Origin of the sequence: uncultured Roseicyclus sp. (assembly GCF_937892565.1) — a bacterium.
Lineage (GTDB): Bacteria > Pseudomonadota > Alphaproteobacteria > Rhodobacterales > Rhodobacteraceae > Roseicyclus.
Window position 1 is genome coordinate 1 of sequence record NZ_CALAHQ010000097.1, and the last position, 26,776, is coordinate 26,776.

General features: G+C 64.0%; 26 protein-coding genes. 17 read left to right on the top strand and 9 right to left on the bottom strand.

Annotation, left to right across the window (positions count from 1 at the left end):
* Positions 1-128 precede the first annotated feature (128 nt).
* Complete coding sequence (locus tag Q0094_RS13590) at positions 129-938, bottom strand: sulfotransferase (protein ID WP_297620651.1); 810 nt, start codon at positions 936-938, stop codon at positions 129-131.
* A 248-nt stretch (positions 939-1,186) separates the two neighbouring features.
* Here Q0094_RS13590 and Q0094_RS13595 point away from each other — a divergent pair, with 248 nt between their 5' ends.
* Entirely contained in the window at positions 1,187-1,378 is a 192-nt protein-coding gene (locus tag Q0094_RS13595; RefSeq protein WP_297620654.1) for a hypothetical protein, read from the top strand.
* Here Q0094_RS13595 and Q0094_RS13600 read toward each other — a convergent pair.
* The gene (locus tag Q0094_RS13600) at positions 1,375-2,673 is read right to left on the bottom strand and encodes an acetylornithine deacetylase/succinyl-diaminopimelate desuccinylase family protein (RefSeq protein WP_297620657.1); all 1,299 of its coding nucleotides are present in this window, start codon (positions 2,671-2,673) and stop codon (positions 1,375-1,377) included. The genes Q0094_RS13595 and Q0094_RS13600 overlap by 4 nt on opposite strands.
* 82 nt (positions 2,674-2,755) lie before the next feature.
* On the opposite strand from Q0094_RS13600, the gene Q0094_RS13605 reads away from it, so the two are divergent.
* Positions 2,756-3,037 (top strand): hypothetical protein, encoded by a 282-nt coding sequence (locus Q0094_RS13605; protein ID WP_297620659.1) that lies wholly within the window; start codon positions 2,756-2,758, stop codon positions 3,035-3,037.
* 9 nt (positions 3,038-3,046) lie between these two features.
* The gene (locus Q0094_RS13610; protein ID WP_297620662.1) at positions 3,047-3,652 is read left to right on the top strand and encodes a DUF1523 family protein; all 606 of its coding nucleotides are present in this window, start codon (positions 3,047-3,049) and stop codon (positions 3,650-3,652) included.
* Between the two features lie 18 nt (positions 3,653-3,670).
* On the opposite strand, the gene Q0094_RS13615 is transcribed toward Q0094_RS13610, so the two are convergent.
* Both Q0094_RS13615 and deoC read right to left on the bottom strand, forming a co-directional pair.
* The gene (locus Q0094_RS13615; RefSeq protein ID WP_297620665.1) at positions 3,671-6,028 is read right to left on the bottom strand and encodes an aldehyde dehydrogenase family protein; all 2,358 of its coding nucleotides are present in this window, start codon (positions 6,026-6,028) and stop codon (positions 3,671-3,673) included.
* Between the two features lie 76 nt (positions 6,029-6,104).
* On the bottom strand, positions 6,105-7,061 hold the full coding sequence (gene deoC / locus Q0094_RS13620; protein WP_297620712.1) for a deoxyribose-phosphate aldolase: 957 nt from the start codon (positions 7,059-7,061) through the stop codon (positions 6,105-6,107).
* A 193-nt stretch (positions 7,062-7,254) separates the two neighbouring features.
* Here deoC and rpe point away from each other — a divergent pair, with 193 nt between their 5' ends.
* The gene (gene rpe, locus Q0094_RS13625; RefSeq protein ID WP_297620668.1) at positions 7,255-7,935 is read left to right on the top strand and encodes a ribulose-phosphate 3-epimerase; all 681 of its coding nucleotides are present in this window, start codon (positions 7,255-7,257) and stop codon (positions 7,933-7,935) included.
* Positions 7,936-7,983: 48 nt separating this feature from the next.
* On the opposite strand, the gene ccrA is transcribed toward rpe, so the two are convergent.
* The 3 genes from ccrA to Q0094_RS13640 form a co-directional block, all read right to left on the bottom strand.
* Entirely contained in the window at positions 7,984-9,279 is a 1,296-nt protein-coding gene (ccrA, locus tag Q0094_RS13630) for a crotonyl-CoA carboxylase/reductase (RefSeq protein ID WP_297620714.1), read from the bottom strand.
* Between the two features lie 115 nt (positions 9,280-9,394).
* Positions 9,395-10,810: a 1-acyl-sn-glycerol-3-phosphate acyltransferase gene (locus tag Q0094_RS13635; RefSeq protein WP_297620671.1), complete on the bottom strand. Its 1,416-nt coding sequence runs from the start codon at positions 10,808-10,810 to the stop codon at positions 9,395-9,397.
* Between the two features lie 58 nt (positions 10,811-10,868).
* Entirely contained in the window at positions 10,869-11,279 is a 411-nt protein-coding gene (locus Q0094_RS13640; RefSeq protein ID WP_297620674.1) for a tellurite resistance TerB family protein, read from the bottom strand.
* Positions 11,280-11,385: 106 nt separating this feature from the next.
* Between Q0094_RS13640 and Q0094_RS13645 the strand changes: the two genes are divergently transcribed.
* The 4 genes from Q0094_RS13645 (at position 11,386) to Q0094_RS13660 (ending at position 16,616) form a co-directional block, all read left to right on the top strand.
* Positions 11,386-13,032, top strand: a complete 1,647-nt coding sequence (locus tag Q0094_RS13645; protein WP_297620677.1) for a lysine--tRNA ligase — start codon at positions 11,386-11,388, stop codon at positions 13,030-13,032.
* A 108-nt stretch (positions 13,033-13,140) separates the two neighbouring features.
* Positions 13,141-13,557: a DUF4864 domain-containing protein gene (locus tag Q0094_RS13650; RefSeq protein WP_297620680.1), complete on the top strand. Its 417-nt coding sequence runs from the start codon at positions 13,141-13,143 to the stop codon at positions 13,555-13,557.
* Between the two features lie 190 nt (positions 13,558-13,747).
* On the top strand, positions 13,748-16,039 hold the full coding sequence (locus Q0094_RS13655; protein ID WP_297620683.1) for a glycosyl hydrolase family 28-related protein: 2,292 nt from the start codon (positions 13,748-13,750) through the stop codon (positions 16,037-16,039).
* 94 nt (positions 16,040-16,133) lie between these two features.
* A complete protein-coding gene (locus tag Q0094_RS13660; RefSeq protein ID WP_297620686.1) occupies positions 16,134-16,616 on the top strand; it encodes a DUF427 domain-containing protein in 483 nt (160 codons plus the stop codon).
* A gap of 10 nt (positions 16,617-16,626) precedes the next feature.
* On the opposite strand, the gene Q0094_RS13665 is transcribed toward Q0094_RS13660, so the two are convergent.
* Entirely contained in the window at positions 16,627-17,106 is a 480-nt protein-coding gene (locus tag Q0094_RS13665; protein ID WP_297620689.1) for a HugZ family protein, read from the bottom strand.
* Between the two features lie 142 nt (positions 17,107-17,248).
* On the opposite strand from Q0094_RS13665, the gene Q0094_RS13670 reads away from it, so the two are divergent.
* From Q0094_RS13670 to Q0094_RS13690, 5 genes are all read left to right on the top strand, one after another.
* Positions 17,249-17,848 carry a carboxymuconolactone decarboxylase family protein gene (locus Q0094_RS13670; RefSeq protein WP_297620692.1) on the top strand — a complete coding sequence of 200 codons (600 nt, stop codon included), beginning with the start codon at positions 17,249-17,251 and terminating at the stop codon, positions 17,846-17,848.
* Positions 17,845-18,681 carry a DUF6206 family protein gene (locus Q0094_RS13675; protein WP_297620694.1) on the top strand — a complete coding sequence of 279 codons (837 nt, stop codon included), beginning with the start codon at positions 17,845-17,847 and terminating at the stop codon, positions 18,679-18,681. Before Q0094_RS13670 ends, Q0094_RS13675 begins: the two co-directional genes overlap by 4 nt.
* Positions 18,674-19,156 carry a tRNA (cytidine(34)-2'-O)-methyltransferase gene (locus Q0094_RS13680; RefSeq protein WP_297620696.1) on the top strand — a complete coding sequence of 161 codons (483 nt, stop codon included), beginning with the start codon at positions 18,674-18,676 and terminating at the stop codon, positions 19,154-19,156. The genes Q0094_RS13675 and Q0094_RS13680 overlap by 8 nt, the downstream gene beginning before the upstream one ends.
* Positions 19,157-19,241: 85 nt before the next feature.
* Positions 19,242-19,544 (top strand): DUF5665 domain-containing protein, encoded by a 303-nt coding sequence (locus Q0094_RS13685; protein ID WP_297620698.1) that lies wholly within the window; start codon positions 19,242-19,244, stop codon positions 19,542-19,544.
* Between the two features lie 166 nt (positions 19,545-19,710).
* Positions 19,711-19,980: a zf-TFIIB domain-containing protein gene (locus Q0094_RS13690; RefSeq protein WP_297620700.1), complete on the top strand. Its 270-nt coding sequence runs from the start codon at positions 19,711-19,713 to the stop codon at positions 19,978-19,980.
* A 14-nt stretch (positions 19,981-19,994) separates the two neighbouring features.
* On the opposite strand, the gene Q0094_RS13695 is transcribed toward Q0094_RS13690, so the two are convergent.
* Complete coding sequence (locus Q0094_RS13695; RefSeq protein WP_297620702.1) at positions 19,995-22,058, bottom strand: xanthine dehydrogenase family protein molybdopterin-binding subunit; 2,064 nt, start codon at positions 22,056-22,058, stop codon at positions 19,995-19,997.
* A gap of 107 nt (positions 22,059-22,165) precedes the next feature.
* Between Q0094_RS13695 and Q0094_RS13700 the strand changes: the two genes are divergently transcribed.
* The 4 genes from Q0094_RS13700 to Q0094_RS13715 form a co-directional block, all read left to right on the top strand.
* Positions 22,166-22,939, top strand: coding sequence for an aspartate dehydrogenase (locus Q0094_RS13700; protein WP_297620704.1), 774 nt, complete (start codon positions 22,166-22,168; stop codon positions 22,937-22,939).
* Between the two features lie 90 nt (positions 22,940-23,029).
* On the top strand, positions 23,030-23,914 hold the full coding sequence (locus Q0094_RS13705) for an NAD(P)-dependent oxidoreductase (protein WP_297620706.1): 885 nt from the start codon (positions 23,030-23,032) through the stop codon (positions 23,912-23,914).
* Positions 23,915-23,919: 5 nt separating this feature from the next.
* Positions 23,920-24,966: a tRNA 2-selenouridine(34) synthase MnmH gene (gene mnmH, locus Q0094_RS13710; RefSeq protein WP_297620708.1), complete on the top strand. Its 1,047-nt coding sequence runs from the start codon at positions 23,920-23,922 to the stop codon at positions 24,964-24,966.
* A gap of 159 nt (positions 24,967-25,125) precedes the next feature.
* A partial coding sequence (locus tag Q0094_RS13715; RefSeq protein ID WP_297620710.1) for a class I tRNA ligase family protein occupies positions 25,126-26,776 on the top strand: 1,651 nt, incomplete at its 3' end.

Below are 26,776 nucleotides of genomic sequence, written 5' to 3' on the forward strand. Positions count from 1 at the left end.
AGCGCGCAGATTGCCACGCTACGGCGAAGATGTTGGATCATGATGTGTATCTCCCCGAGGTTAACCTTGGGCCATCATGGCACAGCGCGCAGGAAAAATCCCGTTCAAAATCGTCACGCGGGTCGCCATCACCCCCAACTTGCCGGAGGCTCAAGCCCCATCGCACGCAAACCTTCGCGCTGGGCAGCAGCAAAAGGTTCGAGCCGTTCGGCCAAACCCGCGGGCATGGGGCGCGCTGGGGATGGGTTGACCACGCGCGACACGATGGTGTCGGGCACTACCTGCGGCGCGATGTCAAGGAAGCGCTCGATATCTGCCACGAAGCCACGCGGATCGCCGCCGATCCGGTCGAAGAAATCGATCATCAGGCAGTCATCAGGCAAGGCTGTGCGTAGCCGCGTGATCGCGGCCAGATAATCGGTATGCTCAAGATAATCGCCCTGTTGGATGTGGTTGAATATCTCATCCGTGTTCCACCCATCCAGTAGATGCGATTGCCCCTGAATCTTGAGATGAAACCGCACATGGCTCCAAAGTCGGTCACAGGGTTCGCGCAAGGTGTACAGCACGCGCAAGCGGCGCGTCCGGGCATGGATATCGGCCCAGGCCGTGCCAGGCAAAAGGGCGTTGAGATTGGAAAAATCCGCGATCCAGCGTGCCGCGCCACGGTTCACGAACAACCCGTTGAACCAAGCGTCATCGACAGGTTCTTTAAGCCAGTTTGCCACCCAAGCCACCCGTTTTTGCAGCACTTGGGCGTGCGAGACTTCGGGGTCGAAGGCAAGATAGCCCTTGGCGCGCCGCATCCGCGCCCGGTCTGACAACAGACCTGGTCGCAGGGCTTGTGCGTAGAAATAATGGATCTCTTTTTCATGGCTGAAATGAATGTCGGGGTGACGGTTCATCACGTCATAAAGCCATGTTGTGCCCGCCTTCATGGCGCCGACGCTCAGAAAAAGGTGGTCAAATACCGGTTCACTCGTCATTGGCCTGCATCCCGTTCGACTGTGCACTCACCTGCCCCGCGGTCCATGGCGCGGCCTAGAAGGCCTGTTTTGCACCTTGATGGCCGCGGTGCAAGCATGCGCATCCTGAGCGCTTGACTGGCAGAAGGATCACAAAGGATGGGCCTTTGGGTCGAATCGGGATAAGAATGGCGTGGGGCTGCATGACATCTGGGGACACCATGACTGAATTGACTGCCGATACGGTCCTTTCCGTGACAACGGATGGGATGTCCGAGTTCATCCAACGGCAAGCTGCAAGCCGGAAGTTGAGCCGGATGGTCAAGACGCTGAACCGTGATTTGATCGAAGGTGATGAAACGGCGCGCGACCGGGCCGCCGCCGCGCTCAGACATCTGGGGTTCTGCGACTAGGCCTCTGGCTGCTGTTTGGCCAACAGCAACTCACCCAAGGTGAGCGCCATGACCTTGGCGCTGTCAAGCATGTCGTGCACGCCCACCCATTCGTCGGGCTGATGGGCAAGGTCCAGAATGCCCGGTCCATAGGCGATGCAGTTCTTCAGCCGCCCGATCCGGTCGATGTGTTTCTGGTCATAGGTTCCCGGCGATACGACGTAATCGGCCTGTCGCGCCAGCACGCGTTCGATGGCTGAGGCGACGCTGGTCACAATCGGTGCATCGCGGTCGGTCATGGTCGGCTGCACTTCGAACAATTCGCGGATCTCATAGGAAAAGCCGGGCCGCCGCGCGCGCACCCGCTCCATCAGCGCGGTGATTTCGGCCTTTACCGCGGCGGGGTCTTCCTCGATCAGAAAGCGACGGTCGATGGTGATGCGGCAGCGGTCGGGCACACAAGGTGCTGGCAGGCCGGTGTATCCTTCGGGCTGGACCGGTTCGCCGCCATGGATGGCATTGATGTTGAGCGTGGAGGATCGCGCGCCTTCGGGCACCACGGGCATGGCGGTGCGCTTGCTGGCCAGAAGCGGGAACAGGGTGTCTTCCATCTCGGCGATCACAGCGCCCATGTGGCGCACGGCGCAGTCGCCAAGGAACGGCATCGAGCCATGGGCGATGCGGCCATGCGTCTCGATCTCGGCCCACCAGACCCCGCGATGACCCAGACAGATGCGATCCTTGTTGAGCGGTTCGGGGATGATCACATGCTGCACCCGATCGGGGCTGAAATAGCCGCGCTCGGCCAGATAGGCGACACCGCCATATCCGCCCGATTCTTCATCGGCGGTGGCGCTGATTTCGATCGCGCCCGCGAAGTCGGGGCACGTCTCAAGAAAGGCCTCGGCCGCGATGATGCTGGCTGCCAGCCCGCCCTTCATGTCGCATGCACCGCGCCCATAGATGCGCCCATCGCGCAAGTCGCCGCCGAAGGGATCGACCGTCCAGCCATGTCCGGGCTCGACCACATCGTGATGCGAATTGAAATGCACACACTCCCCGGGATGGGCACCGGCGCGCCGTGCGACCATGTTCCAGCGCGGATATGCCTCGCTGTCGGCCGGCGCGCCATGGGCGCGGATCAACGCAACCTCAAAGCCGCGCGCCTCAAGCCGGCCGGCCAGCATCTCGCAGATCTCGCGATAGTGCAGCCCCGGCGGGTTCAGCGTGGGAATGCGAATCAGATTTTGCGTCAGCGCCACAAGATCGCTCTCGCGTGCCATCACGGCGTGCATCAGTCTTGCATCGGTTTCCATGGCAAACAGACTGCGTCGGCGTGGTCTGTCGTGCAAGCCCTGCCATTCGTCGCCAAGATCCCCTATATCTTTTCCGACAGATATGGTGCGAGAGGCAGGGATGATCCTCGGGCTTGGACGAATGTTGCTGGTCATGCTGGTCTTGCTGAGCGTGGTCTATGTATCGCTGTTCTTTTACTGGCGGTCTGGCGTGAAGATACGTCTGGAAGAAGACTGGGTGATGGCCGGCCGCCCGGGCGAGCGCGACGCTTGGGTCGCCGAACGCCTCGTCCCGCAAGCGCGACGGATCCGGGGCTGGCTGATCGCGCTGGTCTATGTTCTACCGGTCACGGCTTTGTCGGTTTACGTTTACATGACGAATTGAGGTGCGCCCATGCGCTGGCCACGGATCATCTTCATCGCCCTGTCGCTGCTGATCGTGGGTGCGTTTGTGCATTACACACTGCCCCAGCGCGATATCGTGCGTGTCACGGGAACCGAGATCATCCGACAGGATTTTTCCGGCCTGAACCGGATTTTTTATGCCCAGGGTGACAGTGGCAATGCCATTGTGGAAAGTCGGGATCTGAGGCTGATCAACACGATTTTGCCTTCGGGCGCGGTCATGATCTATCGCAACGAGGATACGGGCTTTGGCTGGCCGCCCTATTTCAAGCTGAATTCGGCCGATCTGCATGCCGAGGCGTCAAACCTTGTGTCAAATGCCGAGGCGCCGCAATGGGTGGCGGTCAGCCATTACGGCTGGCGTTCGCGGCTCTTGACCACCTATCCCAATGCGTTGTCGGTCCGCCCTGTTGCAGGGCCGGATGTGACGCTTGTGCCGTGGCTTGGCATCATGATCTTGCTGGTTCTGGCGGTCATGGGGTTCATGGCGTGGCGCATCTGGGAACGCTTCGAGGATCGGGTGATCGACCCGCTGCGCGACCGACTGGCGGTGCAATGGGCCAAGTTCAAGGACAAGACCGGCGGGCGCGGCTGATCGCACGCTGTCTTTGGCCTATTCGCCGTAGGGCACCCAGATCGTCTTGATCTCGGTGGCCTGATCGAGAAAGGCGTGGCCCTCGGCATCGGGGCCCGTCCAGTCGGGGGCGGTGGCATTGATCCATGTGCGCTTGAGATTGCCGCTGGCGGCCCCCTCCAGCCGGGTGATGTCCAGGCCGCCGGCAAAGCTCCAGAGCGCATCGACATCGAGATGGCTGGCCAGCGTCAGCCCCAATTCCTGCGGGTCGCCGGTGACGATATTGACCACGCCCGCCGGCAGATCGGATGTCTCGAGCACCTGATAGAGATCGGTTGCAGCCAGCGGATAGGCGGCCGAAGGCACAACGACCACCCGGTTGCCCATCGCGATCGCGGGCGCCATCAAAGATATCAGACCCAAAAGCGGCGCATCATCGGGCGCCAAGGCACCGATCACGCCCACGGCTTCGCGCATCGCCATGGCCACGCCCCGGATCGGCACGGATTTCACGCGCCCCTCCAGCTTGTCGGCCCATGCGCCATAGGTAAACAGCCGCGCGATGGCCGCTGCGACTTCGGCCTCGGCGCGCGCTGGTGAACACGCGGTCAGATCGCGCAGGCGCCGGGCGAATTCATCGCCACGCGCCGACAGGTTTTCGGCGATGTAATACAACACCTGTGCGCGGTTGTGGGCGGTGGCTTTCGTCCAGCCCGTCGCCCCGCGCGCGGCCTCGACCGCGTTGCGGATATCCTTGCGGTTGCCGATGCCCGCATGCCCCAATAGCGCGCCGCGCCGTGACCAGACGGGGGTGGAATAGCCGCCATCGGGCCGTGCCTGCTTGCCGCCGACAAAAAGCTTGGCGGTGCGGTCAAGGTCCGGCGCCTGCACCGTCGCGGGCGCGGGCGCGGGCACGGCAAGGACGTGCCGGATCGGCGTCGCTTTGCCCCCGGGCTTGAGATAGGCCCCCAGCCCTTCCCATCCGCCCTCCCGGCCAAAGCCGCTTTCGCGCACACCGCCAAAGGGGGCGGCCGCGTCGAACAGGTTGCTGGCATTCACCCAGACCACGCCCGCCGCCAGCTTGGGCGCCACATCCAGCGCAAGGTTGAGGTTTTCGGTCCAGATGCTGGCGGCCAGCCCGTAGCGGGTGTTGTTGGCAATCTCGACCGCTTCGGCGGGCGTGCGGAAGGTGGTCGACACCAGCACCGGGCCAAAGATTTCTTCCTGCATCAGCGGTGCAGCGGGCGACAGGCCGGTGATCAGCGTGGGTGGGTAGAAGCACCCCTGTTCGGGAAGGGCCACGGGGGCGTGATGGGTTTCGCCCTCAGGGTTGGCGGCGACCATGGCGCGGATGGTCTGAAGCTGCACCGGATCAACCAGCGCGCCCATGTCGATGCATTTGTCGAGCGGATCGCCCACCCGCAGCTTGGCCATGCGGGCTTTCAGGCGATGGTGGAAATCCGCTGCAATGCCCTCTTGCACCAAAAGCCGCGATCCCGCGCAGCAGACCTGGCCCTGATTGAACCAGATGGCATCGACAAGTCCCTCGATAGCTGAATCAATATCGGCGTCGTCAAAGACGATGTAGGGGGATTTTCCGCCCAGCTCCAGCGTCAGGGACTTGCCCATTCCAGCGGTCTGTTGCCGGATGCGCCGGCCCACATCGGTCGATCCGGTAAAGGCGATTTTCGCCGTGCCGGGATGGGTCACGATCGCCTCGCCCGTGCGCCCATCGCCCGTGACGATGTTGACCACGCCACGGGGCAGGCCCGCCTCCTGACAGATCTGGCCAAAGAGGAGCGCGGTGAGCGAGGTGTATTCGGCCGGTTTCAGCACGACCGTGTTGCCCGCCGCCAGCGCCGGCGCGATCTTCCATGCCAGCATCAGAAGCGGGAAATTCCACGGGATGATCTGCCCGCACACACCGATGGGCTGGTGGCCGGGCAGCTCGGCATCGCGCAACTGGGCCAATCCGGCGTGATGGTAGAAATGGCGCTGGGCAAGCGGAATGTCGATGTCGCGGCTCTCGCGGATCGGCTTGCCGTTGTCGAGTGTTTCCAGAACCGCAAACAGACGGCTGTGTTTTTGCAAAAGCCGCGCGAGCGCATAGAGGTATTTCGCCCGGGCATGGCACGACAGGCGCGCCCATTTGGGCAAAGCCCGGGTCGCGGCCGCCACGGCGGCGTCCACATCTTCGGGCGTGCCTTGTGTGATCTGCGCCAGTTCACGGCCGGTGGCAGGGTTGCGGGTCGCAAAGGTCGCGCCCGGCGCGGTGAAGGCGCCGTTGATGAAATGGCCAAAGCTGGGCCCGTGGGCGGCGATCCACGCCAGTGCCTCGGCGGCACTTTCGGGGGCGGGGCCGTAGTCCATCGTTTCAAAGATCTCGGCTGTGGTCATGCGCTGTGCCCTTCGTTGAGGCGCCACCGGAAAACTTGCGTTTTCCGGCGCGAAAAACTCGAGTTTTTCGCGCCCCTCATGCCATCGGATGCCGCCAGCTTGCCGAATAGGCGCCGGTGACATGGTGTTCAAGCTGTCGTTCGATGTCGCCCAAAAGCGACGAAGCCCCAAAGCGGAACAGGTCGGGGCGGAGCCAGTCATCGCCCAGCTCGTCCTTCATGAGGCTCAGATAGACCAGCGCATCCTTGGCCTTGGAGATGCCACCCGCAGGCTTGTAGCCGATCTTGATCCCCGTCGCGGCCTCGTAGGCGCGGATGGCGCGGATCATGGTCAGGCTGACAGGCAGCGTGGCGTTGACGCTTTCCTTGCCGGTCGAGGTCTTGATGAAATCGGCCCCCGCCATCATGCACACCAGCGAGGCGCGCGCGACATTGCGCAGCGTTCCCAGTTCGCCGGTGGCCAGGATCGCCTTGACATGTGCAGGCCCGCACGCGGCGCGGAAATCCCGCATCTCGTCATAAAGCGCCTGCCAGTTGCTGGTCAGGACATGGCGGCGCGAGATGACGATGTCGATTTCCGCGGCCCCCGCGCGCACGCTTTCCTCGATCTCCCGGACGCGCAGCGCAGAGGGCGACAGCCCCGCCGGAAAGCCGGTCGAGACGGCGGCAACGGGAATGCCTGACCCCTCCAATGCGTCGAGTGCGGTGGCCACCATGTCGTGATAAACGCACACAGCGCCGGTGGTGATGGGCGGCAGACCAAGGGCTGCAAGCAGATCGGCCCGCAGCGGCTGGCGGGCCTTGGCACACAGGCGGCGGACCCGGCCGGGGGTATCGTCGCCTGACAGTGTGGTCAGGTCGATGCAGGTGATCGCGCGCGCCAGCCATGCGGCCTGATACGTCTTTTTCACCGTGCGGCGCCCGGGCAGCGTGGCGGCGCGCCGTTCAATGGCCGATGTGTTGGCCTGCACGCGCGCGATCCAGTCCAGATCGAGCGGCATCCCCGGATTGCGGGGGCGATGCAGCTGCGGCAACTGGCTTGAAGTCGGCGCATCGGATGCGAGGGATGGAAGGGTCACGGTAGGGGCGGGCTGCTGTTCTGACATGGCAAGGAAAGCCTGTCATGCGGCCCGCGCCTTGGCAAGCGGGACGCGGCGGCCGATTGCGTCCGTGACAGCCGAAGCCGAAGCCGCTAACAGGGCCGCGACCATCCCGGAGGTGCCGCCCATGTCATTTGATCGCTCCATCAAGATCGCTCCCTCGATCCTGTCGGCGGATTTCGCCGATTTCGGCCGCGAGATCCGCGCCATCGAGGATCAGGGCGCCGATTGGGTGCATGTCGATGTGATGGACGGGCATTTCGTGCCGAACCTCACCTTTGGTCCGCCTGCGGTCAAGGCGTTCCGGGCCCATGTGAAAACGGTGATGGATGTGCATCTGATGATCGCGCCCGTCGATCCCTATATCGACGCCTATGCGGCAGCCGGCGCCGATGTGCTGACCGCCCATGTCGAAGCCGGACCCCACATCCATCGCACGCTTCAGGCGATCCGGGGCGCGGGGATGAAGGCGGGTGTCGCGCTGAACCCCGGCACGCCCGCAGAGGCGGTGGCGCATCTTCTGGATCTGACCGATCTGGTCTGCGTGATGACGGTCAATCCCGGCTTTGGCGGACAGAAATTCATCGACATGACGGCCAAGGTGCGCGCCTTGCGCGCGATGATCGGGGATCGGCCCGTGCATATCCAGATCGACGGCGGGGTGGATGTGACGACCGCGCCCCTGGTCGTGGCGGCAGGCGCCGATGTGCTGGTCGCCGGATCGGCGGTGTTCAAGGGCGGGTCGGTGGCGCGGCCGGAGGTCTATGGCGCCAACATCGCGGCCATCCGCGCGGCGGCAAGGGGCTGATCGGTCGCGCAAGGCCGGGAGACAGGTCCCGGCCCCGCGCGTATCGCGTCAGCCAGCCTTTGGTCCGGCTTCGACCACATCCTCAAGCGTTCTGAGGCCCGTGCGCGGGGCTTGCACCAGAACGGCCATGTTGCCGGGCTTGTGTTCGTTTTTGAGCATCTTCATATGCGCCAGCGGCAGGTCTTCCCAGGGAAAGACCTCGGACATGCAGGGGTCGATCCGGCGGTCGAGCATCAGCTTGTTGGCCGCCGCCGCCTGCTTGAGATGGGCGAAATGGCTGCCCTGAAGCCGCTTTTGATGCGACCACATGTGGCGCACGTCAAAGGTGCAGTTGTAGCCGCTGGTGCCCGCGCAGATCACCACCATCCCGCCGCGCTTGACCACGAAGGTCGAGACCGGGAATGTCGCCTCGCCGGGGTGTTCGAAGACCATGTCGACATTGATGCCCTTGCCGGTGATGTCCCAGATCGCCTTGCCAAAGCGGCGCACCTCATTGAACCAGTCCTTGTAGGCATCTGTCCCGACCTCGGGCAGGCGGCCCCAGCAGTTGAAATCCTTGCGGTTGATCACGCCCTTGGCGCCCAGATCCATGACGAACTGGCGCTTGTCCTCATCCGAGATGACGCCGATGGCATTGGCGCCGGCGGCATTGATCAGCTGGATGGCAAAGGATCCAAGCCCGCCCGACGCCCCCCAGACCAGCACGTTCTGACCGGGCTTCAGATCATGGGGTTCATGGCCGAACAGCATCCGGTAGGCGGTGGCCAGCGTCAGCGTGTAGCAAGCCGATTCTTCCCATGTCAGGTGCTTGGGGCGCGGCATGAGCTGCTGGGATTGCACACGGGTGAATTGCGCGAAACTGCCATCAGCGGTCTCATAGCCCCAGATGCGCTGGGAAGGCGACAGCATCGGGTCGCCGCCATTGCATTCCTCGTCGTCGCCGTCATCCTGATTGCAATGCACCACGACCTCGTCGCCAACCTTCCAGCGGGTGACCTTGTCGCCCACCGCCCAGACGATGCCCGCCGCATCCGAGCCGATGATCGCATAGGGTGCCTTGTGCTGCAAAAACACCGATACCGGTTTGCCCAGACAGGCCCAGACGCCGTTGTAGTTCACACCGGCCGCCATCACGAGCACCAGCACATCATGGCTGTCGAGTTTTGGCACATCGACCACTTCGACCTTGAGCGCATCCACGGGATCGCCATGGCGTTCCTGCCGCAAGATCCAGCCATACATCCGCGCGGGCACATGGCCGAGCGGCGGAACCTCGCCCATCTCGTAGAGATCTTTCTTGGGCGCATCATAGCGGGTGATCGCGGGCTTCGCGTCGAGGGCCATTGTCATGTCTCCGATCCTTTGCTGACGCCGCAGTGCGGAATCAATCTTGCTGCCGTCGCGAGCGATATAATCGACCGCGCAATAAAGCAAATCCTAAATGCCGTCTGGCGAAATATTATGTCGCAGTGGATAGAATTTTCGCGTCTTGCATGTGCAAATCCACCGACCTTTCGCCGACAAGATGCTGGATCGAGGCAGCGTAGAATGCCAAAAAGGCGTCACCCTGTGGCGATACGGTCAACCGATCGCCCGCGCGCGTCACATGGTGGCGTTCCATCAGCGCGCGCAGGCCGACCTCGATGGTGTAGGGGATGTCGCCGCGCGGGATATGCAAGACGATGCCCTGCGCCTCGGCCCGGGCGATGCGGCGGCGCAAGACCGCTTCGAGCGCCACGACACTGCGCACCCCTTCGACCAGCGCATGCGCAACCAGTGGCACCGGCGTCACCGGCATCACGCGGGCGATGCGGCCCATCAACTCGGTCCCAAGATCGGTTGGCGCATCGGCGTGGTTTTCTTTGAGGAAATCACTCAGGCTCAGCGGATCGCCGAAGCTGACCGCCGCATAGCCGTAGCGGTGAAATCGCCCCGTCATGCGGTGCCAGATCTGCCGTCGCAGGTAGCGCCAGATCGGCCAGAGCGAAAAGCGAAAGGCACGCGTGCCGGCATCTTGCGCCTCGATCAGGCTGCGATCTTCCATCACGCGGTCGTAATTGATCGCGACGGGCACAAAGACCACATCACGCGACAAGCCCGGCCGAAACCCATCGAGGATGTAGGAAAACAGCCCCAGCTTGGGCCGTCCGATGGCGCCTGTCCGGCTCAAGCCGCCTTCGGGAAAGACGGCTTGCGTGACGCCTGCTTCGGTCGCCATTTGAACGTAACGGGCCAGAACCTTGCGATAGAGCGGGTTGTTATGGCGACGGCGGATGAAATAGCCGCCCATCGCGCGCACCAGTTGGCGCAAGGGCCAGACCCGCGCCCATTCCCCCACCGCATAGGCAAGCGCCGAGCGTTCAGCGGCCAGCCATGTGACCAGCACATAATCCATGTTCGAGCGATGGTTCATCACGAAGATCACCGTCGCGTCATTGGGGATGTCCTCGAGCGCACGGTCATTGGCATGCACCAGCCGCACCCGGTAAAGCGATTGGCTCAGAATACGGGCGGCGCGAATGGCAAATCCGAAATAGGTAAAAGCGGAAAAGCCCGGCACGATTTCGCGCGCGTAGCGTTCGGCCTTTTGAAAGGCGACATCCTCGCGCAGATTGTTGCGGCGGGCGTGGTCGGCAATGGCTTGCGCCACCTCGGGATCATAGATCAGGCGACGGATCGTATCGGTGCGCGAAGCCAGCTTGAAGGGCTGGATCGGGGTCTTGAGGCGGGTGTTGATCTGTTCGACCGCCCGTTCAAGGCGACGGCGCAGGAACCACCGAACCGACGGAAACAGGAAATGCGACGCGAATGTGACCCCCGCAAACAGGAGGATCAGAACAAAAAGCCAAAGCGGTAGCGCGACGGTGGCGGACATAAGGCATGCAGAGTGTCAGCTTTGCCGTGATCGGGCAATATGGTGTGCGCGGTCCATGTCAGAGCGTCATGTGGCGGGCCCGTGCGCCGCGCTCGATGGCGGCGGCATGCAGGCGGTCGATGTCAAGCTCGTGGCGCAGTTCCTCGAGAAAGCGCAGTTCGCTTTGCGCCAGCGCCCCATCGGCGGCGGCCACGTCGCAGCAGATGGCGTAGGCGGTCTCGAACAGCTTTTCGGGCAACGCATCGGTGACAAGTCCGAACAGCGCATCAAGCCCGTCTTCTTCTTCGAACAGGTCAAACACCACATTGGCCACGCGCCGCATCCGGTCGGCATCGTAATCGGCAAAGACCGGCAGATGATTGACGATCTGTTCGATATTCACCAACTCGGCGGTCCGGATTGCCGCATCCGAGACGGAAACCGCCACCATCAGCGCGACAAGGGCATCTTCGGGGCTGAGTTCTGACATCGCTGGCTCCTTTATCTGGCTTGAATTTATTGACGCCGACGCCTGTGCACAATAGGGGCATGGGCGCGCGGGCGATGGGGCCTGCCGCAAGATGGGACCAAAGCAGATGACCACCCTCCGCGATGCCGCGATGACCTCCAAGGCCTGGCCCTTTGAAGAGGCGCGGGCGGTGCTCAAACGATATGAAAACGCCCCGCCCGAAAAGGGCTATGTCCTGTTCGAGACGGGCTATGGCCCCTCGGGCCTGCCCCATATCGGCACCTTTGGCGAGGTGTTGCGCACCACGATGATCCGCCGCGCCTTTGAGGTGATCAGCGACATTCCAACGCGGCTGATCTGTTTTTCCGATGACATGGACGGCATGCGCAAGGTGCCGGGCAATGTGCCCAATCAGGACATGCTGCGCGCCCATCTGCAAAAGCCGCTGACACGCGTGCCCGACCCTTTTGGCGAATTTGAAAGCTTTGGCCATCACAACAACGCCATGCTGCGCCGGTTTCTCGATACCTTCGGGTTTGAATATGAATTCTATTCGGCCACCGATTACTATGCCTCGGGCGCCTTTGACGCGACATTGCTGCTGGCCTGCGAGCGCTATGACGCGCTGATGGAGGTGATGCTGGCGTCCTTGCGCGAAGAGCGCCAGCAGACCTATTCGATCTTTCTGCCGATCCACCCTGAAACGGGCCGCGTGCTGTATGTGCCGATCAAGCATGTCGACGCGCGGGAGGGCACAGTGACCTTTGACGACGAGACAGGCCGCGAATGGACGCTGCCGGTCACGGGCGGGCAGTGCAAGCTGCAATGGAAGCCCGATTTCGGCGCGCGCTGGGCAGCCCTTGGTGTCGATTTCGAGATGTATGGCAAGGATCATTCCACCAACACGCCCATCTATGACGCGATCTGTGAAATTCTGGGGCGTCCCGCGCCGCATCATTTCACCTATGAGCTGTTTCTGGACGAGACGGGCCAGAAGATCTCGAAATCGTCCGGCAACGGCATATCGATCGACGAATGGCTGACCTATGCCTCGACCGAGAGCTTGAGCTATTTCATGTATCTCAAGCCCAAGACGGCCAAGCGGCTTTATTTCGACGTTATCCCCAAGGCGGTGGATGAATACCACCAGCAACTGGCCGCCTACCCGACCCAGACGCCCGAGCAGCAACTGGCCAATCCGGTCTGGCACATCCACGGGGGCGAGGTGCCGGCATCCACCATGGTCGTGCCCTTTGCGATGCTCTTGAACCTCGTCAGCGTGTCGGCGGCCGAAAGCAAGGACAAGCTCTGGGGGTTCATCAACCGCTACGCGCCCGATGCCTCGCCCGCGACAAACCCCGATCTGGATCAGGCGGCGGGCTTTGCCATCCGCTACTTCAACGATTTCGTCAAACCCACCCGCATCTTTCGCCAGCCCACCGACAAGGAACGCGCGGCGATGGAGGAACTGGTGTCGTGTCTGGGCGACGAGGCCCGCGCGCTGGACGTGATCGCGCGCAAGGCCGCGCAGGAGGGCAAGGATGTGCCCCTGCCGGCCGTCGATTGGCAGGATGACGAATTCCTGCAATCCATCGTTTTTGCCATCGGCAAGACGCATGGGTTCGACCCGCTGCGCGACTGGTTCTCGGGGCTCTATGAGGTGCTGCTTGGGGCGTCACAGGGCCCGCGCTTTGGCGGGTTCATCGCGCTTTACGGCATCGACGAGACCCGCACGCTGATCGCGCGGGGGCTGGCGGGCGAATTGGTCGCCTGAACCCATCGCGGGATCGGTCCGACGGCCCATGACAAGCGCGGCGCGTGAAATCCCTGCGCGCCGTGCTATGCTTGCGTCGTGATGGTCCCTGATGGAAAGCCCGATGCCATGTTGCGCGCCCTTTTTACCGGTTTGTTCCTGTTCGTGACCGCCCTGGCGGCGCACGCGCAAGACGTGCTGGCCCCAAATCCCGATATCGAGGCCACGATCGGCGGCCAGTTCGATGCCTTCCGCGCCGGGGATGTGGCCGAGGCCTGGACCCATGCCAGCCCGAATATTCAACGCCTGTTCGGATCGTCCGAAACCTTTGGACGCATGGTCGAACAGGGCTATCCGATGGTCTGGGCGCCCGGTCAGGTCGATTTCATCGATCTGCAAAGCTTTGGCGGCGTTCTTGTGCAGCGGGTGCAAGTGATCGATGGCGCGGGCAATGCCCATTATCTGGGCTATCAGATGATCCAGACCGAGGCCGGTTGGAAGATCAACGGGGTCCAGATCCTGCCCGCGCCGCAGGTCGCGGCCTGAATTGTGAAATTTTAACCAGCCCTTAATCCTTATGGGCTAGACCATGACGCAACCCGGCCAAGTGCCGGTGTTCATCACAACATCGCTTGAAAAAATCGAGGTGGCCGTTCAGGGCGCCTTGGTGACCCCTGTTCGGCTCAATCACATGAGTGCGCCGGGCCTGTGCCTTGCGCGTGGAAAGGGGTAGACCATGACACAGGAGATTACCGACGGGCTGGTGCTTATGCCGCCGCTCTTCGCAAACGGGCTTTCGGTGTGGTCGCGCCAGGACGGCCGACCCGGCAGCGACACATGGGCCACAGCCGCCAACGCCGGTCTGGTGGCCGCCGATGCGGATTTCGGCAGTTGCCTTGAGATCGTCAAGACCGAGGCCACGACGCGCATCCGCTTCATGGGCCAGACCCCGATCCGGCCGGGCCTGTATCTGCGGGTATCGGCACGGGTCAAGGCGCTGTCGGGCAATCTGCCGTCGGTGCGCGTCGCGGCATGGGCCGGCAACGCCAGCAACCAGCAATTGACCACGGTGCCGCAGACCGGACCTTCGACCGCGCTGACATCCTATGGCAATGTCGTGACCGTGTCGGCCATCATCGGCACCGGCACGCGGACGGGCGTGGACATGCCTTGGGGTCCAGAGGCCAGCTTTGGGCACATGGGGCTGGATCTGACCGGGCTGAATGGCGGGGTGGTCCGCATCGACGATATCCGCATCGAGGATGTGACATCGGTCTTTTTGCGCAAGATGATGGATTGGGTCGATGTGCGCGATTTCGGCGCCTTGGGCAATGGCGTGGCCGATGACCGCGCGGCCTTTGTTGCCGCCGATGCCGCTGCCGCCGGGCGCGAGATCATGGTGCCGGCCGGCAATTATCTGATCGGCTCGAGCATGACCATCAACAATCCCATCCGCTTCGAGGGCAAGCTGGTCATGCCCGCCGGGGCGCGCCTGGCCTTGAACCAGAATTTCGACCTCAAGGGCTATGCCGAGGCATTCGGCGATGATGTCCTGGGATTGAAAAAGGGCATCCAGCAGCTTTTCAATCAATCCGATTTCGAAAGCTTCGACCTGTGCGGCAAGCGGGTCATCCTGACCGAGCCGCTGGATGTGCAGGCCGTGGTCGGCAACCGCAACACCTATGCCAACCGTCGCGTGTTGCGAAATGGCCAGATTGCGGCAGAGCAGTCGGATGGCTGGAACGACGAGGTGCATGCGCGCACCGGAAGTTGGTCGGCGGGCTTTCCGAACCGGATCTTCGGGCTGACGAATGTGGCGAATATCCCGATTGGCGCGCTGGTCACCGCAGCACAAGGCGTCGGGCGGGAAATCTACGTCACCTCGCGTGATGTCGCGGGCGGGCGCGTGACGTTGTCAGGCGATCTTCGCGCGCCACCGGTCTCGCAGACCTACAATTTCCGCCGGTTCAAGTATCTGCTCGATTTCGGCGGCTGGCTGAACCTTCAGCGCTTCATCATTTCGGACATTGAATTCCTGTGTGCCAGCAGGTCATCCGCAATCAATCTGCCGATCGATGGGCTGGCGTTCCAGATACAGGATTGTTTCTTCACCGGCCCCAAGGATCGTGCGATCACGTCGGCGGGTGGGGGCTGTCAGGGGATGCAGATCGACCGCTGTCAATTCCTGTCCAACGAGCAAGACATCCCGGCCACCGAACGTACCACGATCTGCTTCAACTCCAACATTTCCGATATCAAGGTGCGCGACAACCGCGCGGTACGGTTCCGCCATTTCGGCGTGATTTCGGGCGCTGGCAACATCGTGTCGGGCAACCATTTCTTTCAGGGTGACGGGGTGCCCGATGGGCCGCGCACGGCGGGCCTCGTGCTGGCCGACGGCAACATCAAGACCACCTTCGAGGGCAATTATGTCGATAACTGCTACATCGAATGGGGCAACGAGCGCGATCCGTCGCCCACATATGGATCCGGCGACAGCTTTCATGGGCTGACCTTGGATGGAAACATCTTTTTCACCACGACCAGCGCGCCGTGGATGAATTTCATCCTGATCAAGCCCTATGGCGGGGGGCATTTCATCAACGGCCTGACCGTGACCGGCAACCTGTTCAAGAAATCCAACAGCCCGGACCTGACCGCCGTCGAAGGCATCGACACAAGCTTTGCCACCCTCAATCTGAGCAAGACCTCCGATCTTCTGTTCAATGGCAACACCTATCACGGTGTCGTCAAGCGCACGGAAAACCCGGTGACGATCCGCCATGTCGAGGGAACGGCCAGCAGCACATGGAACGTCGATCTGTCCAATGTGTCGCCCTTTGGTTCACAAGTGCGCGGGGCCGTGTCCTTTCTGGCCGAGGGACCGCTCAGGAACACCGCGAATGCGATCGCCTTTGTCACGCCCTATGCCGAGCCGGGGCAGGGGCCGGGGGGGCGCACGTTGCGATTGCGCTGGCAACAAGATGTGCGCGGCACGGCCCAGATCACGGCACGCTTCGACATCTGACCGGGTCTCTGGCACGGGCCCGCCACCGGTTTTGGGTGGCGGGCTTTTCTTTTGGTCGGCTGCGGGCTAGCTCGCCCTGACAAGGAGAACCGCGATGACGCTTTTGCCAGTGGAAAACGTGCAGGATTATCCCCGCCCACCCCGGCTGGAGCGGGTGGCCCAATCCTTGCGCGTCGTCTTTGCAGGCGTGCCTGTGGTACAGGCCGACCCGGGCGCGGCGTGGCGTGTTCTCGAAACCCATCATGCGCCCAGCTACTATGTTCCGCGCGATGCGGTCTTGGCATCCGCGCTTGTGGCATCGTCGCGCGAAACTTGGTGCGAGTGGAAGGGGCGGGCGGCCTATGTCGATCTGGTGCTCAACGGCCGGCGGTCGCGCAATGCGGGCTGGTTCTATCCCGCGCCAACGGCCCGATTTGAACCGATTCGCGATCATATCGCCTTTTACGCCACCTCGGTCGATGCGGCCTTTGTGGGCGATATCCGCGTGCTGCCACAGCCCGGCGATTTCTACGGCGGCTGGGTGACGCCCAATCTGACCGGAAACATCAAGGGTGCGGCGGGCACGCTGCACTGGTAGGCACGGGCGGTCACACCAACAGATCGCCGGGTGACAGGCGATAGGCCTTGCCAAAGCCCCCGTTGAGAAAGCCCGCGCGCGGGGCAAAGCGGATCAGGGTGAAATCCTCGAAATCGTAATAAAGCTGTGCCTTGGGATAAAGCGACAGGTAATGGGCCCTGAGCGCGCCCTTGTCGGCGGGTTCCGCACGCGCCTGCAGCGTCAGGCGCGCATGTGTCAGCGGATCGCCCTTGCCGCCCGGTTCTGCGATCAGAAGCGAACAGGCCGGGTTGGCCGCCAGCGCCGCGGTATGGGCTGACAGGCCCGAGATCAGCGTCAAGGGCGCGCCATCGAGCCCGGGAACCAGCGCGATGCGCGTGACCATTGGGGCGTGGGTGTCTGGATCGATCACGCCAAGGGCGGCAAAGCGCGCCTGCGCGATCAGCCCGCGCGCAAGGCTGCGGGCCGCGTCATCGGTCGGGCGGATCGGGTCTGTCTTGCGCTCGGTCATGGCATCAGGGTAACGCCACAGGGTCCGCGCGCCAAGGTGCGACTGACGGTGGCGATGTGCTGCGGGATCGGGCATAAAAGGGGCTGATGGCCCCGGCCCCTTTTCTACACAAGGGCGGCCGCCTGTTTGGGGGAGAACGACCATGGCGCTGGTGCCAGCTTGTGACGAAGAGGCGATGGACCCCGATCTTCGGGCCCATGTGCAGTTTTTCAAGGGCCCGCTGGGTGTGATCCCCAATTCCGTCCGCACCATGGCCCATCGCGCCCCCATCGCGCGGGCATTCACCGATCTGAATGTGGCGGTGATGACCGACTACGGCGCGGGCGTGACACCGGAATTCAAGCGCCTGATCGGCTATGTGTCCAGCCACGCCTCGGGGTGCCTGTATTGTCAGGCGCACATGATCCTTGCCTCGGAACGCTTCAACGCGACCGAGCAACGGCTGGCCGATGTCTTTGATTTCGAGGCAAGCACCCATTTCAGCGACGCCGAAAAAGCGGCCCTTGCCTTTGCACAGGCGGCCACCGCCGTGCCGAACGCTGTCACGCCTGCCATCGGCGCGCGGCTCAGGGCGCATTGGGATGATGGCCAGATCGTCGAGATCATGGGGGTGGTGGCGTTGTTTGGGTATCTCAACCGCTGGAACGATTCGATGGGATCGGCGCTCGAGGATTTGCCCCTGTCCAAGGGCGAGGCGCGGTTGCGCGATGCCACGGGCTGGCATGTGGGCAAGCACGGATGACCGAACTTGCCGGGCTGGTGAAAGAGGCGCTGCGCGCGCGCGGCGAACCGGTCAGCCGGCTGGGCTATTTCTGCGCACCCTTTCGCCCATCCGATGGGCCCTTGGCCGACAAGGTGATCAAGACCTATCGCGGCGGGCGCGACGGCGATCTGCTGGCGCAACTGGCCGAACGCCATGCCGCCTATGTCGACCTGTTGCACTGGGCCGGGGTGCGTCTTCCGCCGACGACGTTTCTGATCTTGCGCGAAGCGGGCTATCTGCAACCCGTCATCGTGCAAGACGCGCTGGATGAGCGGATCCTGATGCGCCCCCGGATCATGGCCGCGCCCCTGTCCGAGGCGCTCGATATCCTTGGGGCTGCCGCCGACAGCATCGCCGATTTCTGGGCCCGCGTGGCACAGCGCCCCGAGCGGATCGGCTATCACCCCTCGATCCGCAATTTCGCCATCGACGATCAGGGGCCGATCTTTTTTGACACCTTTCCGCCGCTGATCGGCTACAGCCGACCCGAAATGGGCCAGCTTTTGCTGCGCTTTTCCGAAAGCGGGCTGGTGCGCATGATGGGCCGGGTGATGCCCGGCCGCATCCGCAGCATTCAGGATGAATGGTATTCGCCCGCAGGAACCATCGTCGGGCTGGTCGGATCGGCGGTGCGGCTGCGCCCCGCGGATGGCCCCGCGATCCTTGGCTGGGCGCAATCCCATGCCGCTGCCCATCTGACCGGTCAGCTGCGCGCGGAGGTTCTGGCCGAGCTTGATCGCCCCCCGCGCCTGCCCGCCTATTGGACGGGCACGCGCCGCTTGCTTGGCCTTGAGGGCAAGCCCAATGTCTGACCCCGCCCTGGCGGCGATGAAGATCGTGCTTGTCGCCCCCGAAATTCCCGGCAACACCGGCACCATCGGGCGCACCTGTGTCGCGCTTGATCTGGAGTTGATCCTGATCCGGCCCTATGGCTTTGAGATCACGGATAAATCCGTTCGCCGTGCAGGGTTGGATTACTGGCAGCACGTCCGATTGAGCGAATACGACGAATGGGCGGGTTTTCTGGCGCATCGCCAGCCCCGGCGCGATCAGTTGTTTTTCTTCGAGGATGATGGCGCGGCCGGCACAGTCTATGACCCCGCCTATCCGCCTGACGCCTATCTGGTCTTTGGTCGGGAAACCAAGGGGCTTGCACCCGAAATCCTTGTGGGCATGACGGACCGCGTATTTCGCCTGCCGATGCGGTCGCCGCATATCCGGTCGCTCAATCTGGCCAATGCGGCCACGGCGGTCGTCTATCAGGCGATGCGCGCCTATCTGGCATGACACCGCCCCCCTTGGCGCAGGCAAAGGGCGATTGGCAGACCGGGCAAGCGCTTGCTATCCTGCCCCGACAGGAGGGCCGCCACCGATGCCAGTTGACCCAAACGACAACCCGCCGCCCACCCTGGAACAAGAGGTGCGCGCGCTGCGGCAAGAGCTGACCTTTTTGCGCCAGCACAAGATGTTCGTGCTTCACCAGTCGGTGCCGCGCATCTTGATGTTTCGGTTTGCCAGCGGCATGGCGGGCGGCCTTGGCACGGTGATCGGGGCCACGGTGCTCTTGTCATTGATCATCTGGTCGTTGTCGCAGATCGAATTCATCCCCATCATCGGCGACTGGGCCGTTCGGATCGCGGCCGAGATCTCGACCCTGACGCAGTCGGTCGATTGAGTGCGTCCCGCGACCGCGGCGCCCGCATGCAGGCCACATCGCCCTGCGCCTTGCCCATCGGCTGATGGTGGCGAAACATGGGGTCGGGATAGATGTTTCCTATCGGTGGTTGCGATGGACAGGTGCGCACCTACCTGAAGGCCACACACCAAAGGAGCCCCAGAAGATGCAATGCCCTGTTGACGGAACAACCCTTGTGATGGCTGACCGACAGGGGGTCGAGATCGATTATTGCCCGCAATGCCGCGGCGTCTGGCTGGACCGGGGCGAGCTGGACAAGATCATCGAACGATCGGCCCCCGCGGCCGCGCCTGCGGCGCCTGCGCCATCGCCGCGCGGGTATGACGCGCCGCGCGGATATGACGATGACAGCCAGCGCAGCTTTGAAAAGAAGAAGCGTCGCGGCTCGTTTCTGGACGATATCTTCGATTTCTGACCCTGTTGGCCCGATCAGCCCTGCATCGCCGCCCACAGGCGCGCGGGGCTGAAGGGTGTTTGCGGCGCGGGCTTGCCCGTCGGGCGGAACGCATCGGCGATTGCATTCATCAACGCCGCCGGGGCGCCCGTGGTCGATGCCTCGCCCACGCCCTTGGCCCCCAGCGGGTTCATCGGGCTGGGTGTTTGCCCATGCGACAGGCTTAGCGGCGGGATGTCATCGGCGCGCGGCATGGCGTAATCCATGAAGCTGCCGGTCAGAAGCTGTCCGTCCCCGTCAAAGGCAATGGCTTCCAGAAGGGTTTCACCCACCGCTTGCGCAAAGCCGCCCCTGATCTGGCCTTCGACCTGTAGCGGGTTGATCAGCACGCCTGCATCATCATGGCCATGGGCCTGCAACAGCCGGGCCGCGCCTGTGTCGCGGTCGATCTCGACCAGCGCGGCATAGGCGCCAAAAGCCCAAGCCTGGCCCGCGACCTCGTATTTGCTTTCGGCGGTCACTGGCAAGGGCACGCCAAGGGCCATTGCGTGTCTGATCTTGGCGCAAGCATCCAGCAGCGCGCTGCCGCCGATGGTGGTGGCGCGGCTGCCCACTGCGCCGATGCCTTCGGGCACGATGCCTGTATCGCCCGCCTCGAGCGTGATGGCCGCCATCGGCAGGCCGAGCGCGTCGCTGGCGATCTGTGAAAAGGCGGTCAGGCGGCCATGGCCCTGTTGCGTGGCCCCCGTGGCGATGTGGGCCGTGCCGTCGGGGTTCAGCGTGACGCGGGCATATTCCCATCCCGCGGCCGATGGGTCGATGTAGAACGCCATGCCCAGCCCCGCCATGCCGCCCTTGGCGCGGATCGCATCGCGCCGCGCGCGCAGACCATCCAGATCGGCGGCCTTGGCAAAGATATCAAGCGCGGCGGCATAATCGCCGCTGTCCAGCCGGTTGCCCGTGGCTGTGTCATGCGGCATCGCCGTGACCGGCACCAGATTGGCCTTGCGCAGATCGATGGGATCGCGCCCCGTCGCTGCGGCGGCGGCATCGATCAGTCGCTCAAGGATCACATTTGCCTCGGGCCGCCCCGCGCCGCGATAGATGCCCACAGGCGGCAGCGGATGGGCGTAAGCCTCGGTCTCGATGTCAAGCGCGGGGATGAGATAGCCCGAAGGCAAGATGCGCGCGGCGTTGAAGGCGGGCATCAGCGCCGACCCCGCGGCCCAGCCGCCCAAGGGCGCCTCGATCCGCGCCTCGAGTGCCAGAAACCGTCCCTCGGCATCCAGCGCCAGCCGCCCCTGCGACGACAGGCCCCGCCCATGGGCTGCGGACAGAAACTCTTCGGATCTTGTGGCGATCCAGCGCACATCACGCTTGAGGTGCAAGGCCGCCCAGACGGCAAGGATTTCCTCAGGGTAAGCAAAGCCCTTCATCCCAAAGCCGCCGCCGACATCGGGTGCTACCACGCGCACCCGGTCGGGGTCGATCTGCAACACGCGCGTCAGGTCGGCCTTGGTGCGGTGCGGTGTCTGGGTGGAATGATAGATCACGACGCTGTCGTTGGCGGCATCGTAATGGATGGCGACCCCGCGCGGTTCCATCGATGCGGGGGCGACACGCGGGTGATGGGTGGCGACCGCCACCACATGGGCGGCACGGGCAAAAGCTGCCTCTGCATCACCCACGGCCCAACGGCGATGCGCGATGCGGCGTGGCGCGGGCATCGGGGCCTCGTCGATCTCAAGGCCGATCATCTCCAAGGCATCGGCGGCCTGTGCCGGGGTTTCGGCCAGCACGGCCGCCACGGGCTCGCCCACACAGGCGATCTGGCCCCGCGCAAGCATCGCAAAGGGCAGGGGCTGGTCGATCTCCAGCACGGGCAAAAGATCGGGTGACGGATTGGGTGGCAGATCGGCGCCGGTCAGCACGGCCACCACACCGGGGGCCGCCCGCGCAGCGTCGATGTCAATCGCCGCGATCCGCCCTGCGGCCACCGGGCTGCGCAGAAACGCCAGATGCAGCGGCCGATCCAGCAGGATATCGGCCGCATAGCGGCCCTGACCCTTGAGCAACGCGGGGTCTTCGCGTCGGGGCAACGCCTGGCCAATGGCGGATCTTGCGTGGCTGGTCATGCGGTTCCCTGTCGTCTAACCATCGGGTGTCGATACTGTGGCTTTGGGCGGAAATGACAAGGAACGCAACCATGCGGATTGCCGTGATCGGGGCCGGGGCCATCGGGCGCCATGTGATCGCCGCGTTGCAACGCGATGGTCTGGGGCCGCTGGCGGTGATCGTGCGCGATCCGGCACGCGCGGTGCCGGGGCTTGCTGCGGTGGGATCGGTGGCGGAATTGCCGCCGGGCATCACCCATCTGGTCGATTGCGCCGGTCATCCGGGGCTGATCGCGCATGGCGCGCAGGCGCTGGCGCGCGGGATCGATGTGGTCACGCTGTCGCTTGGGGCTTTGGCCGATGATGCGCTTGCCACCGGGCTTGCGGCGGCGGCCGATGCGGGTGGGGCGCGGCTGCATCTGGCCAGCGGTTCGGTCGGGGCGCTTGATGTGCTGCGCGCGGGTGCGGTCGGCGGGCTGACGCGGGTGCGCTACACCGGGCGCAAGCCGCCCGCCGCATGGATGGGCTCGCCGGCCGAAACGGTGCTGGATCTGGACCATCTGACCGGCCCCGCGACGCATTTCGAAGGCTCTGCGCGGCAGGCGGCGTTGCGCTATCCCAAGAACGCCAATGTGGCTGCCGCCGTCGCCTTGGCCGGGCTTGGGTTCGATGAAACGCAGGTGCGGCTGATTGCCGACCCCGCGGCGCCCGGCAATCTCCACGAGGTCGAGGCCGAGGGCAGCTTTGGCCGCTTCCGCATCGAGATCCTTGGCGCGCCCTTGCCCGACAATCCCAAAAGCTCGGGTCTGGCCGCGATGAGTGTGCTGGCCGAATTGCGGCGGCTTGGCGCGCGCATCTCGGGCTGAACCTGCGCGTGGCGCCGGGCATCTGGACAAGGGGGCCGCGCCTGCTAGGGTCACGCGCTGGTCGAAACAACGCAGTCAAGGGGTGAGGACATGGCGAAACTGGCATTTCTGGGTCTTGGGGTGATGGGCTACCCGATGGCGGGGCACCTCAAGGCGGCGGGCCATGATGTGACGGTCTACAACCGCACCGCGACCAAGGCCGAAGCTTGGGCCGCGCGCCATGGCGGCGCATGGGCCGCAAGCCCGCGCGCCGCAGCGGATGGGTGCGATTTCGTGATGGCCTGTGTGGGCAATGATGATGATCTGCGCGCGGTCGTGACGGGCCCCGATGGCGCGCTTGCGGGCATGAAACCCGGCGCGATTTTCGTCGATCACACCACGGTCTCGGCGACTGTGACGCGCGAATTGGCCGCGCTGGCGCATGCGCAGGGCGCGGGTTGGGTCGATGCGCCCGTGTCAGGCGGTCAGGCGGGGGCCGAGAACGGCAAGCTTGCCATCATGTGTGGCGGCGATGACGCGCATTTCGCGGCCGCCGAAGCGGTGGTTGCCGCCTATTCCAAGGCAACCGTGCATTTTGGCGCGGTCGGTGCGGGGCAATTGACCAAGATGGTCAACCAGATCTGCATCGCGGGTCTGGTGCAGGCGATGTCTGAGGGGTTGTACTTTGCGATGAAGGCCGGGCTTGATCCCAAAAAGGTGGCCGATCTTGTGGCCCAGGGTGCGGGCGGGTCGTGGCAGCTTTCCAACCGTGCCGGCACCATGGTGGACAACCATTTTACCCATGGCTTTGCGGTCGATTGGATGCGCAAGGATCTGGGCATCGCCCTGGGTCAGGCCAAGGACATCGGCGTTTCCCTGCCCGTGACCGCCATCGTCGATCAATTCTACGCCGAGGTACAGCAACTGGGCGGCGGGCGGTGGGATACCTCCAGCCTGATCCAGCGGTTCCGCGCCATGAACGGGGAGCTTGGATAAGCATCTTGCGCCATGTTTTCACCGATCTGGCGGCGCTGCGCGCGCAAGGCTTTGACACCATCATCGATGTCCGCAGCCCGTCGGAATATGCCGAAGATCACGTGCCGGGTGCCGTGTCGATGCCGGTGCTTTCGGATGCCGAGCGCGCCCATGTCGGCACGATCTATGTGCAAGACAGCCCCTTCAAGGCGCGCAAGATCGGCGCCGCGCTGGTCGCGCGCAACGCCGCGCGGCATATCGAAGAGCATCTGATGGGCTTTGACGGCGGCTGGCGGCCCTTGGTCTATTGCTGGCGCGGCGGGCAGCGGTCCGGCAGCTTTGCGTCCATCCTCAACCAGATCGGCTGGCGGGCCGAGGTTCTGGACGGGGGCTATCGGACGTGGCGGCGGCATGTCTCGGGCAGCCTTTATGATGCCGTTCTGCCCTATCGGTTTGTCCGGCTCGCCGGTCTGACGGGCACCGCCAAGACCGAAGTTCTGGGCCGCGTGGCCGCCTTGGGCTGTCAGGTGGTCGATCTGGAGGCGCTGGCCAATCATCGCGGCTCGATCCTTGGCGATGTCATGGGCCGGCAGCCCGCGCAAAAGGGGTTTGAATCCGCGCTGATCGCGGCCCTGTCAGGCTTCGATCCGGCCCGACCCGTGCTGGTCGAAGCGGAATCGCCGCGCATCGGCACGCTGCGCCTGCCGCCCGCGCTGTGGGTGGTGATGCGCGCCGCGCCGCGGATCACGCTCGAGGCATCCGTGGGCGCGCGCGCGCGCTATCTGGCGGGGGTCTATGCCGATCTGATGGCCGATGTGTCGGGGCTGGCGCGGCGGCTTGGCGGTCTGCGCGGGTTTGTGGGCCATGCGACCGTCGATGAATGGCTGGCGTTGGTGCAGGCAGGCGAAGCCGAGACGCTCGCCACCCAATTGATCGAACTGCATTACGACAAGGCCTATGGCCGCCTGCGCCTTGATGATGAAACGGCGGTCCTGGCCCGCATCGATGCGGGCGATCTGGGTGAGGCGGCACAGGCCGCGGCGGCCCGGGCGGTCATGGCCCACCTGATCTGATCTGCCCCTTGTTCGGTGCGCGCAGACCCCGGGGGGTGTCCGCAGGGTCGCCATGGTCGCGCCATTGGTCCGCGCGACACCGGCGACGGACAGCGCCCCCCTTTTCCTCTGGCGTCCCATCCGCTACCTGACGCCTGACTGACGAAAGGGACGCATCCGATGGACAAGAGCTTTGACGCCGCCGCGGCCGAGGCACGCATTTCCGCCCAATGGGAGGCACAGGGTTGCTTCAAGGCGGGCGCCAATGCCAAACCGGGGGCCGAGCCCTATTCCATCATGATCCCGCCGCCCAATGTGACGGGCGTTTTGCATGTGGGCCATGCCTTCAACAACACGCTGCAAGATGTGCTGATCCGCTGGCACCGGATGCGCGGCTTTGACACGCTCTGGCAGCCCGGCACCGATCATGCGGGCATCGCGACCCAGATGGTGGTCGAACGCGAACTGGCCAAGCAGGGAAAATCGCGCCGCGACATGAGCCGCGAGGAATTCCTGTCCCATGTCTGGGCATGGAAAAAGCAATCCGGCGGCACCATCGTGACCCAACTCAAGCGGCTGGGTGCGTCGTGCGACTGGTCCCGGCTGGCCTTTACCATGTCGGGCGCGCCGGGTGCGCCCGCAGGCGAAGAGGGCAATTTCCACGACGCGGTGATCAAGGTCTTTGTCGACATGTATGACAAGGGCTTTATCTATCGCGGCAAGCGCCTGGTGAACTGGGACCCGCATTTCGAAACCGCGATCAGCGATCTCGAGGTCGAGAATATCGAGACCGCGGGCCATATGTGGCATTTCAAGTACCCTTTGGCGGGCGGTGCGACCTATGCGTATTTGGAGAAAGATGAAAACGGCAACGTCATCTTCGAAGAAGAGCGCAATTACATCTCGATCGCCACCACGCGCCCTGAAACAATGCTGGGCGATGGCGCTGTGGCCGTGCATCCGGGCGATGCGCGGTATGCGCCCATCGTGGGCATGCTGTGCGAAATTCCCGTGGGGCCCAAGGAACACCGCCGGTTGATCCCGATCATCACCGATGACTACCCCGATCCGGATTTCGGCTCGGGCGCGGTCAAGATCACGGGGGCGCATGATGTCAACGATTATGGCGTGGCCAAGCGCAACGGCATCCCCTGCTACCGGCTGATGGACACGCGCGCGCAGCTGCGGGCCGATGGTGCGCCCTATGCCGAGGCCGCCGCCATCGCGCAGGCGGTGGCCAATGGCGCGCGGGTCTTGACCGAAGCCGAGGCCGACGCGCTCAACCTTGTGCCCGATCACCTGCGGGGCCTTGACCGCTACGCGGCGCGCGCGCGCGTCGTGGCCGAAATCACCGCCGAGGGGCTGGCCGTTATGACGCGCGCCGATGACCCGCGGCTGGGCAAGGATGCCGTAAAGCCCGGGGCCGAAGGCGCCGAGGCGCTGGTCCCGCTGGTCGAGGCCAAGATGATCACCCAGCCCCATGGCGACCGGTCCAAGGTGGTGATCGAGCCGATGCTGACCGACCAGTGGTTCGTGGATACGGCGAAAATCGTTGAACCCGCGCTTGCTGCCGTGCGCGACGGGCGCACCCGCATCATCCCCGAACAGCACCGCAAGGTCTATTTCCACTGGCTCGAGAATATCGAGCCCTGGACCATCTCGCGCCAGCTGTGGTGGGGCCATCAGATCCCGGTGTGGTATGACGCCGATGGCGGCATGTATTGCGCGCCCACCGAGGCCGAGGCGGTGGCCAGATCGGGCGGCAAGGCGCTGACGCGCGACCCCGATGTCCTCGACACCTGGTTCTCCTCCGGTCTTTGGCCCATCGGCA

Coding starts and splice junctions, on each gene's coding strand:
- Q0094_RS13590 (WP_297620651.1), bottom strand. CDS start 938: ATGAAGGCGGGCACAACATGGCTTTATGACGTGATGAACCGTCACCCC.
- Q0094_RS13595 (WP_297620654.1), top strand. CDS start 1,187: ATGACTGAATTGACTGCCGATACGGTCCTTTCCGTGACAACGGATGGG.
- Q0094_RS13600 (WP_297620657.1), bottom strand. CDS start 2,673: ATGGAAACCGATGCAAGACTGATGCACGCCGTGATGGCACGCGAGAGC.
- Q0094_RS13605 (WP_297620659.1), top strand. CDS start 2,756: ATGGTGCGAGAGGCAGGGATGATCCTCGGGCTTGGACGAATGTTGCTG.
- Q0094_RS13610 (WP_297620662.1), top strand. CDS start 3,047: ATGCGCTGGCCACGGATCATCTTCATCGCCCTGTCGCTGCTGATCGTG.
- Q0094_RS13615 (WP_297620665.1), bottom strand. CDS start 6,028: ATGACCACAGCCGAGATCTTTGAAACGATGGACTACGGCCCCGCCCCC.
- rpe (WP_297620668.1), top strand. CDS start 7,255: ATGTCATTTGATCGCTCCATCAAGATCGCTCCCTCGATCCTGTCGGCG.
- ccrA (WP_297620714.1), bottom strand. CDS start 9,279: ATGGCCCTCGACGCGAAGCCCGCGATCACCCGCTATGATGCGCCCAAG.
- Q0094_RS13635 (WP_297620671.1), bottom strand. CDS start 10,810: ATGTCCGCCACCGTCGCGCTACCGCTTTGGCTTTTTGTTCTGATCCTC.
- Q0094_RS13640 (WP_297620674.1), bottom strand. CDS start 11,279: ATGTCAGAACTCAGCCCCGAAGATGCCCTTGTCGCGCTGATGGTGGCG.
- Q0094_RS13645 (WP_297620677.1), top strand. CDS start 11,386: ATGACCACCCTCCGCGATGCCGCGATGACCTCCAAGGCCTGGCCCTTT.
- Q0094_RS13650 (WP_297620680.1), top strand. CDS start 13,141: ATGTTGCGCGCCCTTTTTACCGGTTTGTTCCTGTTCGTGACCGCCCTG.
- Q0094_RS13655 (WP_297620683.1), top strand. CDS start 13,748: ATGACACAGGAGATTACCGACGGGCTGGTGCTTATGCCGCCGCTCTTC.
- Q0094_RS13660 (WP_297620686.1), top strand. CDS start 16,134: ATGACGCTTTTGCCAGTGGAAAACGTGCAGGATTATCCCCGCCCACCC.
- Q0094_RS13665 (WP_297620689.1), bottom strand. CDS start 17,106: ATGACCGAGCGCAAGACAGACCCGATCCGCCCGACCGATGACGCGGCC.
- Q0094_RS13670 (WP_297620692.1), top strand. CDS start 17,249: ATGGCGCTGGTGCCAGCTTGTGACGAAGAGGCGATGGACCCCGATCTT.
- Q0094_RS13675 (WP_297620694.1), top strand. CDS start 17,845: ATGACCGAACTTGCCGGGCTGGTGAAAGAGGCGCTGCGCGCGCGCGGC.
- Q0094_RS13680 (WP_297620696.1), top strand. CDS start 18,674: ATGTCTGACCCCGCCCTGGCGGCGATGAAGATCGTGCTTGTCGCCCCC.
- Q0094_RS13685 (WP_297620698.1), top strand. CDS start 19,242: ATGCCAGTTGACCCAAACGACAACCCGCCGCCCACCCTGGAACAAGAG.
- Q0094_RS13690 (WP_297620700.1), top strand. CDS start 19,711: ATGCAATGCCCTGTTGACGGAACAACCCTTGTGATGGCTGACCGACAG.
- Q0094_RS13700 (WP_297620704.1), top strand. CDS start 22,166: ATGCGGATTGCCGTGATCGGGGCCGGGGCCATCGGGCGCCATGTGATC.
- Q0094_RS13705 (WP_297620706.1), top strand. CDS start 23,030: ATGGCGAAACTGGCATTTCTGGGTCTTGGGGTGATGGGCTACCCGATG.